Below are 16,867 nucleotides of genomic sequence, written 5' to 3' on the forward strand. Positions count from 1 at the left end.
GTGCATGCGTCCTCGCAGCGGTCGAGGTTCGTGACGACGAACGGCTCGATGAGTGCGGGCCACTCCTCAGGAGCGAGTTCGCGACGCCGATCTCGTCACTGTGGCGACAGGATGCGGCCCCGCTCTGCTTCCCCTCGGGCGTCCCGGACCACGAACCCACCATCGAGCCGCTGTGCGCCCGTGAGAGGACCGAGATGAGCAACAAGGACTGGGACGCGACGCTCCGAGAGCGGATCCACCCGCTCACGGCAGAGTCGTACACCGACGGGAAGCTCTCCGACGCGGTCTTCGCCATCGTCGCCGAGTTCGGATCCGCGAGCCGTGGGGCATGGGAGAGAGTCGCGGCAGACCCTGACTCCCCGGAACTCGTGGCCGTCGCCGGCGTGCTCGGGGTCACGACCATCGACCGCAGGAGCAAGAACTACGGGAAGTTCATCAAGGTCATGCACGACCCGGAGCTGACTCGACGGCTGAGCCATCTGCCCGTCTTCCAGATGCTCCTGGCGGAAGCCCTGATGTACTCGTCGGAGGCCGGCGGGCAGAATCTGCTGGAGCAGTCCAAGTCCATCTGCGCTGCCAACTTGCCCGAGTTCGCCGGGCATCACGGCGCGCAGAACCTCATGGTGGAGATCTGTCTGCACATCCTCGACCGCTCACCCGCGGTCGACGAGGAGGTCCTGCGACAGGCCGAAGCGGCCAGCAAGCGCTCGTTGGAACTGTCCGGATACCAGTACGGGAAGTACTTCGCCCACCGCGGGGTCTTGCGTGCCCACAGGGGGCATCGTCTCGAGGGCCTCGCCGACGTTCGCCGCGCGATCGACCTCGAGGCGTCCGAACGCTGGGACTACGCGGCGCGGATCGCCGAGTACGAAGGGACGGCGGCCCGCGTCGAGAGCATCTGCCTGCGGCGGCAGCTCACGGGCGAGGTCGAGGTGGCCAGAGCTGAGATCGAGGGGTCGCGCAGCCAGGTCCTGACGATGACGGGCCTTCTTGCCGCCGTGGTCGCGATCATCGTGGTCAACATCGGGAGCTCGCGGACCACGGCCGCGAGGGCGGACGTCGTTTCCTCCATCTTGGTGGGCAACGGCAGCGTGATCCTGGGGTTCGGACTGCTGATCACGTTGGTGCTCATCCCGCAGAACCGGACGTCCAGGATGCTCTCTGTCATCGTTCCCGCCATCGGCCTGGGCCTGCTCCTCCTCGGTTACTTCATGCCCGAGGTGCCGTCGTCGCCGTGACCAGTGTCGGTCGGCGACGAATGGTCCTTCGTCCAGACGAAGCGAGAGTCAGGAGCTCGTGCACGTGAGCGCGGGCGTGGGCGACGTGCCGCTGCCGAGCAGGCCGAAGGTCGTGGAGCCGCCGGCCGCCAGCCGGCTGTTCCACGACACTCCCTGGACGACGACGCGCCCGCTCTGCGACGACAGCGTGCCGTTCCACACCTGGTCCACCCGCTCGCCGGACGTCTGCCAGCTCACGCTCCACGACGTCGTCGCGGCGCGGGCCAGGACCGTGACCTCGCCCTGGAAGCCGCCGGCCCACGCGTTCACCGTGCGGAACGTGGCGGTGCAGCCGGACGATCCGCCGGTCGGCGTCGGGGTGGGCGTCGGTGTCGGGGTGGGCGTCGGCGTCGGCGTGACCGTCGGTGTCGGGGTGGGCGTCGGCGTGGGCGTCGAGGTGTCACCCCCGGCCGTCGTGTACGTGACCACCGTCCGCGGCGCCGAGCACTTGCCGCCGCAGCTCGCGGGGAGCGAGAAGGAGTACTCGCGGCCGCCGAAGACGTACGCGCCGGTGACGTCCTTGACCCTGATCCGGTAGTCGGTCCCGCCCGCGGTGGTCGGCTTGACCAGGTAGGACTGGCCCATGTCGGTGTTCATCGGGGTCGTCACCCACGCGCCGTCGGTGAAGTGCTCGACGCCGTGGATGCCGTTGGGCAGGTGGTTGATCGAGACCCCGCCCCACCACTTCTCGGAGCCCTGGATGAAGCCGATCTCGATGTCGCCGGAGTAGCTCGGTGCCGGGATGAACTGCCACGTCACCTTGCGGTTGCCCCAGTGCGCAGGCTCGAGGTCGCCGACCGCGGCACCGTTCTTCACGAAGCGGTTGATCGCCTGGTGGGCGAGGTCGATGTGGTACGGGTCGTCACGGCACCACGCGTTGGGGTCGCCGCAGCTGTCGGCGACGAGCATGTCGAGCGTCGCGCCGTTGTACTTGTCCGCGACCCACGCACCGTTGCGGCAGAACGCCTGACCGGCGGCGCCGTCGTTGATGCCCGTGCAGTAGTCGCTGATCGACACCCGCACCCAACGGCCGCAGTTGTGGCCGTTGTCCCACATGCCGATCTTGGGGTCGCCGGCGGCCAGGGGCCGCGAGTACATCGCGTAGTCGCCCGGCGTGTTGAAGACGTTGAGCGCGATCCAGTTCTGCGTCTCGAGCTGGTCCTGCGGCAGGCCGCAGCCCCCGTACGGCGAGCCGAGGTTGTCGAACCACGTCGCGCTGCCGGTGACCGGCTGGGGCTCGCCGCCGGGTGTCAGGGCGTCGGCCGGCGCCTGCGCTGCGACGAGCCAGCCGAGTGCCAGCAGCACGGCGAGCGCACGGCTCCACGAACGGACGTCCCTCTGCCTGGACATGACAGTTCCTCCCGGTGCACGACGGTCGCACCGACTGTGCACCGCCTTGCCGGGTCGGGCGACGGCAATCGCGCGACGCGAGAGGGCCGAATCGATTACGTCCATCCACGGCCCGGCAACAGCGGAGTGAACAAGGTGGGCCCGGTGCGGTACGTGCTGCGTCGTGACCGGTAGCCTGTCCGCCTCGAACCCGGAGGACCTCATGGCCGACACGGACGTCCGCTCGTCCGAGGGCTCCAGCAAGCCCGGCGACGGGCTCGTCGACGAGCAGGACGAGCTCGTCGAGGCCTTCCGTGACGCCGTCGCGCGGCGCATCCCGGACGACGTGCAGATCGTGCCCGCCGACGAGGGCTTCGCGGTCGGCTACCCGGACCCGCTGGTCATGTCCGGACGGGGCGACACGACGTGCACGAGCTTGTGGTCGGTCGTGCGGTGCGACCCACGCACGATGACGTTCACGATCATCGACACGGTCACCGACCGCGAGGTGAGCCGCTTCGGGGCGGGGCTGGCCACGGGCGGGTTTCGTGGCCGCGTCTCGGGCGACCGGGTCGTCCACGTCTACGGCACGCGGCCTGACGGCACCGAGGGGCGGATCGGCACGCACGTCCACAGCGCCCGAGTCCTGCACGAAGCGATCCGCGGCCCCGCGACCGAGCAGGGATGGGTGGAACGTCGACCGGCGTCCGCGATCGTCGGGCTCACCTTCGGACTCGTCGCCGGTGCCGGTCTGGTGGTGGCGGCCGTCGTGCTCGGCGTGCTGTTCCTGAGCGGGCGGCTGCCCTGACCCACCTGCTGCCCTGACCCACCTGCTGCGCGCTCAGCTCGTGGCGAGCTCGTCGACCTGTGCGACGGGCGGGACGCGTCGTCACTCCGACCGCCAGGCGCCGGCGCACGCCTCGATCCATGGAGGTCATCCCCGACGCCGGCGGCCTTCCCCAGATCGAGACCCCGTCACGCCTCACCGAGCTCGTCGGATCCTTCGCCGACCTCCGCACGCCGTCCGGACGCGCCGACGGGTCTGCGTGCGAGTGAGGGGTGAGCGGCGAGCCGGGAGCAGCGGCCCGCTGGCAGGCCGCCGGGCTCTCGACGACAGGCTCGGAGTACGTTGCCCGCATGCCTGCCTTCGCGATCAAGGCACTCACCCAGGAGACGTTCGATGACTTCGCCGCTCTCCTCGAGCGGAGCGCGGGGATGTTCGCCGACTGCTGGTGCACGAAGTTCCATCCCGAGTGCGCGGAGAAGGGCCAGACCGCCGAGGGGAATCGGGCGCTCAAGCGACGTCTGGTGGCCGACGGGCTCGCGCACGCGGCGCTGGTCTACGACGGCGACCGAGCCGTCGCCTGGGCGCAGTACGGATCACCCGAGGAGCTGCCCAGCATCCAGCACCGCAAGGAGTACCTCGCCACTGCCGTGCGACTGCCCGACTACCGGATCACCTGCATCCAGGTCGAGCGCGGCCTTCGCGGTCGAGGCCTCGCCGCGGTCGCCCTGCGCGGAGCCGTGGAGCTGCTCGCGCGGGCCGGCGGCGGCGTCGTGGAGGGCTACCCGCACGACACCGGCGGGGTCAGGAAGAAGAACTCGTCCTTCCTCTACAACGGCACCCGCACGCTCTACGAGCGTGAGGGCTTCGTCTACGACCGACCCAAGGGCCTGGGCAACTGCGTGATGGTGCGCGACGTGGCACCGAGCGCGCGCGACTGAACCGGTCCAGCGCTCGACCCGGAGACGACCACGTCGTCAGCTGGGCTCGACGGCCAGGACCGCGCTGATCCGGCCCCTCACCTCGGCCGGCGAACAGCGGAAGCCCAGGCCTGAGAGGACCGCCAGGGCGGGTGCGTTGGACGCGGCGGTCTCTGCCCGGACCTCCACCGCGCCCCAGTGGCGAGCGACGTCGATGACGGCTCGTAGAGCGGGGTGTGCCCAACCGCGTCCTCGCACTCCGCGTGCGAGCCAGATCCCCGTCTCGAGCGAGCCCGCGTCCCGGGTGCGCTGCAGCCGGACCGACCCGGCGACGCCGTCGGGACCGACGACGGCCCACGTCGTCTCTCCCAGCGGGCCGTCCAGGCCCACACGGCGGTCGCGGTGGAAGGCTGACAGCCATTCCACCCGGCTGGTCGACCACCCGCCGTCGTCGCCGATCGGCGGGGTGACCTCGTCCGGGTGCGCGTCGCGGACGGCGAGCGCGACGAGCTCGACCAAGGTGCGTTCGTCGACCTGCGACAAGGTCACCTCGGCGTCGTGGGTCCCGGGGAGCAGGGGGTCGCCGCGTCGCGTGGGCATGCCACAGCGTAGGAGTCCGCGTGTCCAGGCAGGTCACGACCTGGAGGTAGAGAGGAGGGCAGCAGGTACCGCGCCCGAGCGCCCGTCGTGGGACGAGCTCAGAAGTACTGAGCGAGGGCTGCGGCGCTGCGCCGGTGTGCGTCGGCGCCCTCGGTGTCGCCGGCACCGGTGCACGCGTTCGCCTCGTCCGTGAACCGTCGGACCGCCAGGTCCAGCAGGCTCCGAACGCGACCCTCGGGGTAGGGGCTGCCTTCCTTGAACTCGGCGTACTCGGCCCAACCGAGGACCCTCCGCAGGGCCCGCGCCTGCGCGCTGTCGGTGGTCTCGAGGGTCGCGAGGTCAGCACGCATCAGTCTCAGCGTCGGAGCTTCCTCGTCCATGGGTGCCATCCTGGCGGAAGCCGAGGTCCGGCCGGTGTCTCACCTGGTTGTCCAGATCCTCACGCGGGCCTCGGACGACGGACGCCAGCGTCCTGGACGACGGCGTCGTCGCTAGCCCGGCGGCGGGACCAGCCAGCGGCGGTAGGTCACCGACTGCTCGGTGAACCCGTGGGCCGCGTAGAAGCGTCGGGCCCCGTCGTTGGCCGCTGTGGCGGTCACGGACAGCGCATGGGCGCCCCGACCTCGCGCCCATTCGACGAACGCTGCGACCAGCACGGAGCCGCTGCCGGCGCCGCGGCGCGCCGTCGACACCTGCATGCTCTCGAGGACGGCGACGGGTACGCGGCGAAAGCTGTCCGCGCGGGCGAACCGTCCGACCAGGTGGCCCTGCACCTCGCCGCCGATCCGCAGCGCGAGCAGCACCGCGTCCGGGTCGCCGGCAACCGCCTCCACGTACCCCGCACCGTCGGTCGCCGGCCAGTCCCGGGCGACCACGGGGTCGAACCGGCGCGAGTCGTGCGCCCACAGCCCGTCCAGCGACGCGACCAACCCGGGCACCAGCGCGCCGTCGACCGGGTGCCTGACCGTGATCACCTCGACGGGTTCCATGCCCCGCGACGCTAGACGAGCGACCCGCCCATAAAAAACCCCTGGCGGTAGGACGATGGCGCCGCGGACCACGCAGCACCTGTCGACGCGCACGGACGGCGGGCAGGCCTCCGCTCAGGAGGACGGCGACGCGACGACGACCCGCCGCGCGCCATCGGGGGGCGCCGAGAGCCGGTGCACGCGACGCCGGGCGATCGACGCTCCTGCGCACAACGTCGCGATGAGGAACGGGTGGGTGGCGCCCCGCTCGATCAGTCCCATGACGCCGATCGTCGCACCGTCGACCGAGCGGACGATCAGAGCGAGGTAGCACACCATGGAGACGAGGCCGACGATGCCGACCGTGACGAGCGCTCGCCCCGTGGCGATCGGGAGACCGAGACGTTCCCGAGATCGTCCGAGGACGATGGCGAGGACGTTCCCGCCGATGAAGCCCGCGAACGCGCCCATGCTGTGGAATTCGCCGGTGCCGTCGGAGAGCGCCTCGCCGGAGCCGGGGAACAGTGCCAGCAGGACGCCGCCGCACGCGAGCAGGGCGGCCGGCACGAGGGCGGCCCAGCGGCGCCGACCTGCCAGGCCGCGCAGCAGGGCGACGCCGGTGAGCACGACGAGGCCGAAGGTGAAGAAGCCGGCGTTCATGAGCCAGTACAGGGGTGAGGCCATGAACTGCCCGAACAACGTCGACGGGCCCTGGACCCCGAGGTTGCTGATGAAGTCGTAGGTGTAGCTGTAGGCCGGGTCTGTCCAGGCGGCCGCGGAGACGAACTCGGCGACCAGGAAGATGGCCGGTCCCGCGACGAGGAGGGCGCCGGCGGCGGCACGCTGGCGTGCGTGACCGGAACGCGGGACGGCCGGCGGGGAGGAGGTGGTGCGCGTCACGTTCCGGCCTCGAATCGTCGGTGGTGGGAGTCCAAGAATGGACCGATACCAGGTTTGGTGTCAATCCACCTTTGGTACGCTTCCGACCATGCAGGAGCGAGCAGTGGGCCGGCGGGAGCGCAAGAAGGCCGCGACCCGAGAAGCAATCCGTGACGCCGCTCTCGAGCTCTTCTTCGACCGTGGCTTCGACGCCGTCAGCGTCCGAGAGGTGGCCGAACGGGCCGACGTCTCTCCGACCACGGTGTTCGCGCACTTCCCGCAGAAGGAGTCGCTCGCCTTCTCCGACGAGGACGAGCGACACGAGCGCCTCGTCGCAGCGGTCAGGGACCGGGCGCCCGGAACCACCGTCTCCCACGCTCTGCGGGCCCACTACCTCGCCGAGACTGCCGAGCTCGCCTCCGAGCCGTACGGGCGGGTGCTCGCACTGATGGTGGAGACCCCGTCTCTGGTCGACTACGCCGAACGCATGTGGCTGCGCCACGAAGGCGCGCTGGTCGAGCAGATCACCACAGAGTCGGGTCTTCCGGAGCCCACTGACTCGATCCGCTTGTACGTGCGGTTCGCGCTGCAGATCCCGCTTCTCGCGTCCAGGAGTGCCGACCCACGGGCCGCCATCGACGCCGGCTTCCAGCTCCTCGACGACGGAGCTCGAGCCGTCGCAGTCGACAGCGGGAGGAGATCGGGACAGGGTCGCTGACATCCGGCACCGGCCGCCGCGGCGAGCCCCAGGAGACGGCGCGCTCACAGGGCTTGACGGCTCGTGCGCCCGACGCCCACGTCGAGCCGAGGTCCCGGCCCGTTGACCTCGAGGGAGGTGCCGGTGCGACGATGCCCGGACGACTCGACGGAGGTCCCATGGCTGACGTTCCTGAGCTCCTCGATGCCAATCTGCACCGCGTCTTCAACAACAGGGATGCGGATGCTCGCCGCCGAGTGATCGACGACATCTACACCGACGACGTCACGTTCACCGAACCCGAGGGGACCGTCACGGGCCGCGCCGCCCTCGACGAGCGAGCCGCTGCGCTGCTCGGGAGAACCCCCGCCACCTTCGTGTTCGTCGAGGACGGGCCCCGATACGTCGGCACCAGCACCGGTGCGCTCCCCTGGAGGTTCGGACCGCCCGACGCGCCGGTCGCTCGCGGGATCGACGTCATTACCGTCCTTGACGGACGAATCAGCGAGCTCCTCACGGTCCTCGCCAGCGAGGACTGAGGCCCAGCCGACCTGAGCAGCCGCACCGTACGCGGCCCGTACCCGAGCTTCATCACCTCCGCATGCAGGACGTGCCCGTCCAGGAGTGGTCGCGAGTCACCGAATGAGACTCAGGAGCAGGGCAACCTGGCGCGCGCTGTTCTCAGAGCCGTCGATGACCACGTCCGCCCGTGCGCGAGACGGCGCGACGTAGTGCTCGTGCGCGTCGCGCCCCCGCTCGAGGTGCCCGCGCAGGACCGCCGAGACGTCGTGACCTTCGTCGAGCTTGCGAAGCGCCCTGCGAGCGAGCCGCACGTCCGCGGGCGCATCCACGTAACCACGCCAGCGCACCCACCCGTCGAGGTGCGACAGCGTCAACGCGAACATGCCCTCGACGACGACGAGCGGCGGATCGGCACGCAGCGCCTCGCGGATGGCTGTCACGACGCGGTCGCCGTCGATGGACTCCGGTGAGCTCCTGTCGACGATGCGGCCGTCACCGTCGAACCGGAGCACGCTCGGCGCCAGTTCGGGGTCCGTGTGGTACCAGGCATCCAGATGCAGCACTCGGGCACCGGGCACGCTCTCGGCGAGCGCCAGAGCGAGCGTCGTCTTGCCGGCCCCCGCTCCGCCGCCGAGTGCAAGGACCGGAGGCCCCTGCACCGGGATGGGGCCCGGAGGTGGTGTCGGTGAAGGCCGGCTGCGAGATGGCACTCGGCGCCGCCACCTCCCACCATCTGCGTGATGGCTGCAGCTCGGAGCGGCAGCAACGGACACGCTAACGCGACGCCGCCGCTCGGGCGTACGCCCGCCACGCCTGCGGTGGGCGCGAAGGTGAGCCGATCTGCCGGTCATGCCGATGTCCGGACGGGTCGGCGACCTGCGGTGCCCGCTGGCCGGGCCATGACGAGGGACTCAGGAGACGTGACCGGGCCTGGTCGCGTGCAGCAGGTAGTCAGCCACGAGCCGCGGTTGCACGAGCGGCAGCAGGTGCCCGCCCGGGAGCGTGTCAGCCTCAACCCCGAGCCGGTCGCGAGCGACCCGGCGCTGCAAGCCGACCGGGAAGAAGCGGTCGTCATCGCCGGCCAGAACACGAATCCTGACGGGCGGCCACGCCGTGAAGTCACACACCGACTCGAAGGCGATGTCGGCCTCGGAGCGCTGGTACGGCTCACCTTCGGCCACGACCTCGGCGTCGACGTCGTGCAGGAAGTACGTCGCGACATCGAAGGGACCGTAGCCACCGGCGCGGGCCGCTTCGCCTTGGGCCTCGGATGCGCCCGTGTTCGCCCACCAGTCGCGTGCGGTCTCGCCAGGTTGGGGGACCATCGCGCTCACGAACACCAGCTCGCGGACGGGGACCCGCTCGCACACGAGCGGGGCCGTGAAGCCTCCGAGCGATCCTGCGACGACCACGACCTCAGACCGTGAACCGATCGCGTCGACCACCAGCTCGGCGTAGCGAGTCAGTCCGGCGGCTTCGTCGTCGCCGGGCAGGTCGACCGCGATCACTTCGTGGCCGGCCTCGACCAGGAGTGGAGCCACCCGACTCCACACCCATGCCGAGCCGCCGGCGCCTGGGATGAGAACGAAAGTTCGTACCACCGACTGTGGCTCGACCAGTACGAGCTCCTCAACGGGAGCGGCTGGGAACCAGTCAGCGTCCTCGACAGGGACCTGCGGTGGTTGCGGGTCACCCGGCCAGTCGGGCGGGTACTCGTCAGGGAGGCCGTCCCGATACGGCTGACTGAGGGCCTCAAGGGTGAGCTGGCTGTCGGTGTGCTCGGGCGACTGGTGCGGTGGTCGTTCCACTTCTGCCTCTTTCGTCGCGTGTCTCCGACAGTGGCACGAGCCACGCTCAGCTCTCGGATGCTTGCAGAGGGACGACTAGGTGAGACCCCCGTCTCGCCCGGTTGTCCACGTGCTCACCCCTGACCGAATCCCGCCTCCCGAGCCTTGATGATCGCGTCCGCCCGCCCAGCGGCGTGCAGCTTGGCGTAGATCGACGAGACCACGTTGCGCACGGTCTTGTTCGACAAGAACAAGTCGCGCGCGATCGCGTCGTTGGTGCGCCCGACGGCGAGCAGGTCGAGCACCTCGCGCTCGCGATCGCTGAGCCCGGGGAAGGCCGACGTCTGCTTGGCGGGGCCCGGAGTGCCGACGAACAGCGCGGCGACTCGCCCCGCCAGAGCCGCACCGAACACCATCCCGCCCGCATGGGCCGCCCGCACGGCGTTGCGCACCTCGTCGGCACCCGAGCCCTTGAGCAGGTAGCCCGACGCCCCGGCGCGCACGGCTGAGAGCACGGTGTCCTCGTCCTCGTTCATGGTCAGGACGACCACCCGCACGCCGGGCTCGCGGGCGGTGATCCGACGCGTCGCCTCGATGCCGTCCAGCTCAGGCATCTGGATGTCCATGACCACGACGTCGGGGACCACCTCGCCGACGACGTGCAAGGCGTCGACGCCGTTGCGGGCCGTGCCGACGACCTCCATGCCGTCGAGCGCCCCGAGGAGCGCGACGAGCCCGTCGCGCACGATCTGGTGGTCGTCGACGACGACGACCCGGATCGGCGGGTTCATGACAGCGCCTCCTCTGGGTTCTGGGGACTCAGCGGGAGCCAGGCCCGGACCCGCGTGCCGCCCTCCGGTGGGCACGTGACCTCGCTGAGGCCGCCGAGCTCTTCAGCTCGCTCCCGCAGCGAGAGCAACCCGACGCCGGCCTGGCGGTCGGGGGCGATGCCGCGGCCGTCGTCGGACACCTCGACGACGAGACGGCCGTCGGCGGTGGTGAGCCGCACGACGCAGCGGCCGGCGCCGGCGTGCCGGGACGCGTTGGTCAGGGCCTCGGCGGCGATCCGGTAGGCCGCAACCTCGACGGCTGCCGGCAGCGCGCTGAGCCCGTCGGCCTCCAGGACGGTCTCGTACGGCTGCGACTCCGACAGCTGGGCCAGCGCGCCCACCAACCCGCGGTCGTCCAAGGCGGGTGGCCGCAGGTCGTGCACGAGTCGCCGGACGTCGGCGACGACCTCCTGCACGTCGGTCGTCGTCGCCTCGAGATGTCCTCGGGCCGCGTCGGGGTCGCGATCCAGCAGCAGGCGCGCTGACTCCAGGCGGAAGGCCACCCCGGCGAGGGCGGGGCCCAGGCCGTCGTGCAGGTCGCGGCGGATTCGTCGGCGCTCCTCCTCGCGGGCCAGCACCATCCGTTCGCGGCCCAGCTGGAGCTCGTCGGCCATCCGGCTGGCTCGGGCCGCGGTGGCCGCCTGCCGGACCAAGTCGCCGAGAAGCTTCTCGTCGTGGCCCGACAGCCGGGTTCGCAGGCCGCGGGCGGGGAGGACCAGGCGGCCGATGGGGGCGTCACGGTAGGTGATCGGGAGGGTGCGGGTCTGATCCGGTCGGGCGCCGTACGAGGCGACCAGGTGCTCGCCACCGGGACGGTCGACCTCGACGCTGACGAAGCCGATGCCGAACGCGTCGGCCACCGACCGCGTCACCGCGGCGAGCTGCCCGGCGGCGTCGTCGGTCGTCTCCAGGGTCGACGCCAGGCCGGCGATCGCGTCGTACGGGTCGGCGCGGCGGCCGAGCATCACGCGGCGGACCAGCCGGCTGAGCTGCTGCCGCAGGGGTCCGTAGAGGACCGCCGTGAGGACGAGCACCAGGAGCACGACCTGGCGCTGGTCGAGCGCGCTGCCGAGCAGCGTGGTGAGGGCGGCCAGCACGGCGAGGTCCACCGCCACGATCACCAGTGACAGCGCGCCGTACAGCGTCGTACGCCTGAGCAGGTCCTCGACGGGGACGAGGTCCGGGTCGACGATGCCCACAGTCATCGCGGCCGCGGGCAGCAGGACGACGAGCAGCAGCACGATGCTCTGCACCACGGCGAGCTCGGACACGAGAGTCAGGGGGAGCAGGATCGCCATCACCAGCACCGACCAGGCCAGCCAGCGCAGCCGGTCCCGCTCCACTCCGCGACTGCGCCGGTAGCGCACGACCACCGACGCCATGGCGACCAGAAAGCCGACGGCCTGCGCGGCCAGGGCGACAGGAGCGATCGCGGCGGTGAACGACGGGGGGAGCGGGAGGGTCCAGGCGTCGGCGTCGACGTCCGCAGGGAGCGGCACGTCGCCGGTGCCCATCGGGCTCATCAGCACGACGCACGCCGCCACGAGCATGGCGCCGAGCGCGATCCGGCAGACGACACCCCAGCGGCCCGGCAGGAAGCGCCCCGTCGGGAAGATCATGAGCAGCACGGCGACGGTGGCCGGCAGGAAGGCGCCCAGCCGGTTGAGCACCCACAACGCGGTATCGGCGCCGGCGAGCGAGCCGTCGGCCCGGACGGCGAACCCGACGTAGGACTGGGCCACTCCGTCGAGCGACCAGAACAGGCCGAGGGCCGCCAGCGCAGGGCCGAACCGATGCCGCGGGTCGTGCTCGACGATCACGAGGGCCAGGACGACGAGCGCGAGGCCAAGTGCCGCGTAGGGCCATCCGGGGCCTCCGGCGAGCGCTGGACCCGGTCCCTGGGCAGGGGCGCGGAGGTCGAGGGCGATGCAGACCAAGAGCGCCCCGACGGCAGCGACGAGCACGGCCACCTCGGCGGCGCGTGTCCAGCGCGCGGCTTGCCTCGTCACGCGGACATTGTGGTGCCCGTCCGTCCCGGAGCGGGACGGACGGGCACCGTGTCCGACGGGCGAAGTCGTCACCGGGAGGCGGTGCGGTACACGCGGTCGCCGAACGTGAGGGCGATCCCCGTGACCAGCAGCCACAGGGCGCCGGTGACGCCTGACATGTACTCCAACGGCGAGATGCCGAGGATCACGGTCAGACCGCCCAGGATCAGCCCGACCAGCCCGAGCCAGCGGGTGACGACCCCGCGGCGCGAGGCGACGAACAGGCCGAGACCTGCCAGACCCGTGAGGGTCCACAGCCACGGGACCGTGCCGATCCAGTGGTTGTACATCGCGGCGGTGGCGTCGTCGACGATGCCGCCCTGCAGCAGCGGGACCATGTACTCGGTGTCGAGCGCGCTGCCCAGGATCGAGACGACCGCGGTGCCGACGAGGCCGGCGGCGGCGACCAGCGGCACGAGGCTGTCCGGCATGGCGTCCCGGAGCCGGCGGTGCAGCCCGGCGCCGAACACGATCATGAGGATCGCGCCGAGGACAGTCACGCTGTGGAGGGCGAACATCGCGGGGGCCTTGTCGACCAGCGCCGAGGCGATGCCGCTCGTCGAGCCGGCGAACTGCTCGCGGTAGACCACGTCGACGCTGGAGGACAGCACGATCGTGGCGAGACCGGCGACGGCGGAGGCGATCCCGGCGACTGCCCAGCTGCGCGAGGGCTGCCGGCGCGGGGAGGGGGCTGGGTCCTGGACGTCCGAACGGACGGGGTTGGTGGTGGTGACGCTGGTGGTCATCATCGGGATCCTCTCGAGGTCGTGGTTTCTTCCGATGACCTGACGATGTCGGGCCCGGTGTCCCGCCGGACAGGGACAACTGGGCACGGCTCGTCCCGCGTGCACTGGCCCGACCGAGGCACCCCGACGCGCGAGCTGTTCTCCTGACGGCGACTGCGAGTGCAGCACGTGGCCGACCGATCACGCCGGTGAGTTCCCACTGGGACGAGCCGGCGGTTCATCCACCTGCCTTCAGCCGGAACGCGAGGCGGCGGGGCGCCTGCACGCGATAGCTGTCCGTCACCAGCTCGGCAACCTCGACCCAGTCCGTCTCGTCGTCCAGCACCATTCCCACGACATTCACACCCCAGTCGGCCCGGAAGAACGGAGGGCCGGCATGCGCCAGCGCGGCCAACTCCCCGGGCGGCGCCCGGAAGGTCATCAGGATGGCCGGATCGTCCAGATCGATGTACGCCGACCGCCTCTCGTCGGTGGTGTAGACGTGCAGGAACGTCCGCCGGCGAATCCGCCACCGCAGGCCGATCCACGCCGGCTCCTCGTACGCCTCGGGCAGTTCCCCGCAGATCACCCGGAGCCGGCCCACAACGGCGGGTGGAACGTCCGGGACGCCGCTCATCTGTACCTCCCGCGCCCATCCTCCCCGCCGGGTAGGACGTCAGCACATCAGCACATCAGAGTCTCCGGGGTTGGCGGGGCCGCGCCGACGTCGAAGAACGCCACGCCGATGACAACTTCGCGCGAGAGTGACAGGTCCAGTGCGAACCCACACAGACGCCCAGTCCCCGGGGCCCGGCCGTGCGGGAATGACCCGAGCCACCCAAGAGTTGAGCCAAGCAGACTCAAGTTTCACCGCCTCGAACTTGCGCCCGGCGAACCGCCCGCGCAAACTTGAGCGCGGCGGACTCAAGAGCGGCCCGCGCACACCGGGCCAACTCAGACCCACGCACGACACGAAAGAAGGCAGACACATGGCACGAGCAGTCGGCATCGACCTCGGCACCACGAACTCGGTGGTCTCGGTCCTCGAGGGCGGCGAGCCCACGGTCATCGCCAACGCCGAGGGGTCGCGCACGACGCCGTCGGTGGTCGCGTTCTCCAAGACGGGTGAGGTCCTGGTCGGCGAGATCGCCAAGCGCCAGGCCGTCACGAACGTCGACCGCACGATCACGTCCGTCAAGCGCCACATGGGCACGGACTGGTCGCAGGCGATCGACGACAAGAAGTACACCGCGCAGGAGATCAGCGCGCGGGTGCTCTCCAAGCTCAAGCGTGACGCGGAGGCCTACCTGGGCGAACCCGTCACCGAGGCCGTCATCACGGTCCCGGCGTACTTCAACGACGCCGAGCGCCAGGCGACGAAGGACGCGGGCACCATCGCGGGCCTCAACGTCCTGCGCATCATCAACGAGCCCACCGCGGCCGCGCTCGCGTACGGCCTGGAGAAGGGCAAGGAGGACGAGCTCATCCTCGTCTTCGACCTCGGCGGCGGCACGTTCGACGTGTCCCTCCTGGAGGTCGGCAAGGACGACGACGGCTTCTCGACGATCGAGGTCCGCGCGACGTCCGGCGACAACCGCCTCGGCGGCGACGACTGGGACAACCGCATCGTCGAGCACCTCGTCTCCGAGGTGAAGAACACGACGGGCGTCGACCTGTCCAAGGACAAGATCGCCCTGCAGCGTCTGCGTGAGGCGGCCGAGCAGGCGAAGAAGGAGCTGTCGTCCGCGACGGCCACCAACATCTCCCTGCAGTACCTGTCCATGAGCGAGAACGGGCCGGTCCACCTGGACACCAAGCTCACGCGCGCGCAGTTCCAGCAGATGACGCAGGACCTGCTCGACCGGACGAAGGCGCCGTTCCACTCGGTCATCAAGGACGCGGGCATCAAGCTCGCGGACATCGACCACGTGGTGCTCGTCGGCGGCTCGACCCGCATGCCCGCGGTCACCGAGGTCGTCAAGGAGCTCACGGGCGGCCAGGAGCCGAACAAGGGCGTGAACCCGGACGAGGTCGTGGCCGTCGGTGCCGCGCTGCAGGCCGGTGTCATGAAGGGCGACCGCAAGGACGTCCTGCTCATCGACGTCACCCCGCTGTCCCTCGGCATCGAGACCAAGGGTGGCGTGATGACCAAGCTCATCGAGCGCAACACGGCCATCCCCACCAAGCGGTCGGAGATCTTCTCGACGGCCGAGGACAACCAGCCGTCCGTCCTCATCCAGGTGTTCCAGGGCGAGCGTGAGTTCGCGCGGGACAACAAGCCGCTCGGCACGTTCGAGCTGACCGGCATCGCGCCGGCGCCGCGTGGCGTCCCGCAGATCGAGGTCACGTTCGACATCGACGCGAACGGCATCGTGCACGTGTCCGCCAAGGACCGCGGCACGAACAAGGAGCAGTCGATGACCATCACCGGCGGCAGCGCCCTCCCCAAGGAGGACATCGACCGCATGGTGAAGGAGGCCGAGGAGCACGCGTCCGAGGACAAGAAGCGCCGTGAGGACGCCGAGGCCCGCAACTCCGCCGAGCAGCTCGTCTACTCGACCGAGAAGCTCCTCGTCGACAACGCCGACAAGCTGCCCGAGCAGGTCAAGACCGACGTGCAGGCCGCGGTCGGCGAGCTGAAGGTCGCCCTCGAGGGCACCGACACCGACGAGGTGAAGGCCAAGACGCAGCACCTCGCGCAGGTCAGCCAGAAGATCGGCGAGGCGATCTACTCGTCGAACCAGAGCGCTGACGCCGCGCCGGAGCAGCCGGCCGCGAGCGCGAGCGACGAGGACGTCGTCGACGCCGAGATCGTCGACGACGAGGACGAGGCCGCCAAGTGACGTCCGAGAACACGCCGTCGTCGGGGTCGGGTCAGCCCGACCCCGACGAGGGGGCCCCGCGCTTCGTCGACAAGCGCCGCATCGACCCGGAGACGGGCCAGGTGCGCACGCCGGAGGAGCAGGTCCTGGCTGACGCCGAGTCGATCGCGGCGAACGCCGAGGAGACGGTCGTCCTGGAGGGTCTCGTCGAGGCCCAGCGGATCGCGGCCGAGCGGCTCGAGGAGCTGCAGCGCTCGCAGGCGGCGTACTACAACCTCGAGCAGCAGTACTCGTCGTACGTGAAGCGTGCCAAGGCGGACCAGGTGGCGGCCCACGACCGTGGCGTCGCGTCTCTCGCCGAGGCGCTCATCCCGGTGCTCGACGACATCGAGCTGGCCCGCCAGCACGGCGACCTGACCGGCCCGTTCGCGTCGATCGCCGAGAAGCTGCAGGCCACGCTGTCCCGGCTCGGCATCCAGCAGTACGGCGAGGCCGGCGAGACGTTCGACCCGGCGGTCCACGAGGCGCTCATGCACGCGCACTCGGCGGACGTCACCGAGCCGACGGTCCAGATGGTGCTGCAGCACGGGTACCGCACGGCCGACCGGGTGCTCCGTGCGGCCCGTGTCGCCGTGGTCGACCCGGAGGCGTGAGAATCAGCGACACACGAAGGAGGGAG

18 protein-coding genes are annotated in these 16,867 nt (G+C 70.7%); 7 read left to right on the forward strand and 11 right to left on the reverse strand.

The window, feature by feature from the left end:
* Positions 1 to 194: 194 nt before the first annotated feature.
* Positions 195 to 1,238 (forward strand): hypothetical protein, encoded by a 1,044-nt coding sequence (locus tag Cch01nite_RS09710; protein WP_203752268.1) that lies wholly within the window; start codon positions 195 to 197, stop codon positions 1,236 to 1,238.
* Positions 1,239 to 1,286: 48 nt separating this feature from the next.
* Here the strand turns inward: Cch01nite_RS09710 and Cch01nite_RS09715 are convergent, their stop codons facing one another.
* A complete protein-coding gene (locus tag Cch01nite_RS09715; RefSeq protein WP_203752271.1) occupies positions 1,287 to 2,627 on the reverse strand; it encodes a cellulose binding domain-containing protein in 1,341 nt (446 codons plus the stop codon).
* 163 nt (positions 2,628 to 2,790) lie between these two features.
* Between Cch01nite_RS09715 and Cch01nite_RS09720 the strand changes: the two genes are divergently transcribed.
* Positions 2,791 to 3,414, forward strand: coding sequence for a hypothetical protein (locus Cch01nite_RS09720; RefSeq protein ID WP_203752274.1), 624 nt, complete (start codon positions 2,791 to 2,793; stop codon positions 3,412 to 3,414).
* A 329-nt stretch (positions 3,415 to 3,743) separates the two neighbouring features.
* Positions 3,744 to 4,331 (forward strand): GNAT family N-acetyltransferase, encoded by a 588-nt coding sequence (locus Cch01nite_RS09725; RefSeq protein WP_203752277.1) that lies wholly within the window; start codon positions 3,744 to 3,746, stop codon positions 4,329 to 4,331.
* A 36-nt stretch (positions 4,332 to 4,367) separates the two neighbouring features.
* Here Cch01nite_RS09725 and Cch01nite_RS09730 read toward each other — a convergent pair whose 3' ends face one another.
* The 4 genes from Cch01nite_RS09730 to Cch01nite_RS09745 form a co-directional block, all read right to left on the reverse strand.
* Positions 4,368 to 4,910: a GNAT family N-acetyltransferase gene (locus tag Cch01nite_RS09730; protein WP_203752280.1), complete on the reverse strand. Its 543-nt coding sequence runs from the start codon at positions 4,908 to 4,910 to the stop codon at positions 4,368 to 4,370.
* A gap of 98 nt (positions 4,911 to 5,008) precedes the next feature.
* Complete coding sequence (locus tag Cch01nite_RS09735) at positions 5,009 to 5,260, reverse strand: hypothetical protein (RefSeq protein WP_203752283.1); 252 nt, start codon at positions 5,258 to 5,260, stop codon at positions 5,009 to 5,011.
* A gap of 141 nt (positions 5,261 to 5,401) precedes the next feature.
* The gene (locus Cch01nite_RS09740; RefSeq protein ID WP_203752286.1) at positions 5,402 to 5,899 is read right to left on the reverse strand and encodes a GNAT family N-acetyltransferase; all 498 of its coding nucleotides are present in this window, start codon (positions 5,897 to 5,899) and stop codon (positions 5,402 to 5,404) included.
* Positions 5,900 to 6,013: 114 nt separating this feature from the next.
* Entirely contained in the window at positions 6,014 to 6,778 is a 765-nt protein-coding gene (locus Cch01nite_RS09745) for a DUF998 domain-containing protein (protein ID WP_239070220.1), read from the reverse strand.
* A gap of 88 nt (positions 6,779 to 6,866) precedes the next feature.
* Here Cch01nite_RS09745 and Cch01nite_RS09750 point away from each other — a divergent pair, with 88 nt between their 5' ends.
* Positions 6,867 to 7,475, forward strand: a complete 609-nt coding sequence (locus Cch01nite_RS09750; protein WP_203752289.1) for a TetR/AcrR family transcriptional regulator — start codon at positions 6,867 to 6,869, stop codon at positions 7,473 to 7,475.
* Positions 7,476 to 7,606: 131 nt separating this feature from the next.
* A complete protein-coding gene (locus Cch01nite_RS09755; RefSeq protein WP_239070222.1) occupies positions 7,607 to 7,993 on the forward strand; it encodes a nuclear transport factor 2 family protein in 387 nt (128 codons plus the stop codon).
* A 96-nt stretch (positions 7,994 to 8,089) separates the two neighbouring features.
* On the opposite strand, the gene Cch01nite_RS09760 is transcribed toward Cch01nite_RS09755, so the two are convergent.
* The 6 genes from Cch01nite_RS09760 to Cch01nite_RS09785 all read right to left on the reverse strand — a co-directional run bounded on the left by Cch01nite_RS09760 (position 8,090) and on the right by Cch01nite_RS09785 (position 14,003).
* Positions 8,090 to 8,539 (reverse strand): hypothetical protein, encoded by a 450-nt coding sequence (locus Cch01nite_RS09760; protein WP_203752292.1) that lies wholly within the window; start codon positions 8,537 to 8,539, stop codon positions 8,090 to 8,092.
* Between the two features lie 348 nt (positions 8,540 to 8,887).
* Positions 8,888 to 9,577 (reverse strand): alpha/beta fold hydrolase, encoded by a 690-nt coding sequence (locus tag Cch01nite_RS09765; protein ID WP_275407195.1) that lies wholly within the window; start codon positions 9,575 to 9,577, stop codon positions 8,888 to 8,890.
* 320 nt (positions 9,578 to 9,897) lie between these two features.
* Complete coding sequence (locus Cch01nite_RS09770; RefSeq protein WP_203752309.1) at positions 9,898 to 10,554, reverse strand: response regulator transcription factor; 657 nt, start codon at positions 10,552 to 10,554, stop codon at positions 9,898 to 9,900.
* A complete protein-coding gene (locus Cch01nite_RS09775) occupies positions 10,551 to 12,602 on the reverse strand; it encodes a sensor histidine kinase (protein WP_203752312.1) in 2,052 nt (683 codons plus the stop codon). Before Cch01nite_RS09775 ends, Cch01nite_RS09770 begins: the two co-directional genes overlap by 4 nt.
* Before the next feature lie 68 nt (positions 12,603 to 12,670).
* Positions 12,671 to 13,387: a hypothetical protein gene (locus Cch01nite_RS09780; RefSeq protein WP_203752314.1), complete on the reverse strand. Its 717-nt coding sequence runs from the start codon at positions 13,385 to 13,387 to the stop codon at positions 12,671 to 12,673.
* Positions 13,388 to 13,604: 217 nt separating this feature from the next.
* Positions 13,605 to 14,003, reverse strand: coding sequence for an MmcQ/YjbR family DNA-binding protein (locus Cch01nite_RS09785; protein ID WP_203752316.1), 399 nt, complete (start codon positions 14,001 to 14,003; stop codon positions 13,605 to 13,607).
* A 352-nt stretch (positions 14,004 to 14,355) separates the two neighbouring features.
* Between Cch01nite_RS09785 and dnaK the strand changes: the two genes are divergently transcribed.
* A complete protein-coding gene (gene dnaK / locus Cch01nite_RS09790; RefSeq protein ID WP_203752332.1) occupies positions 14,356 to 16,209 on the forward strand; it encodes a molecular chaperone DnaK in 1,854 nt (617 codons plus the stop codon).
* Positions 16,206 to 16,841: a nucleotide exchange factor GrpE gene (gene grpE, locus Cch01nite_RS09795; RefSeq protein ID WP_203752352.1), complete on the forward strand. Its 636-nt coding sequence runs from the start codon at positions 16,206 to 16,208 to the stop codon at positions 16,839 to 16,841. The genes dnaK and grpE overlap by 4 nt, the downstream gene beginning before the upstream one ends.
* Positions 16,842 to 16,867: the final 26 nt, after the last annotated feature.

The sequence above is a fragment of the Cellulomonas chitinilytica genome (assembly GCF_016862675.1).
GTDB lineage: Bacteria > Actinomycetota > Actinomycetes > Actinomycetales > Cellulomonadaceae > Cellulomonas > Cellulomonas chitinilytica.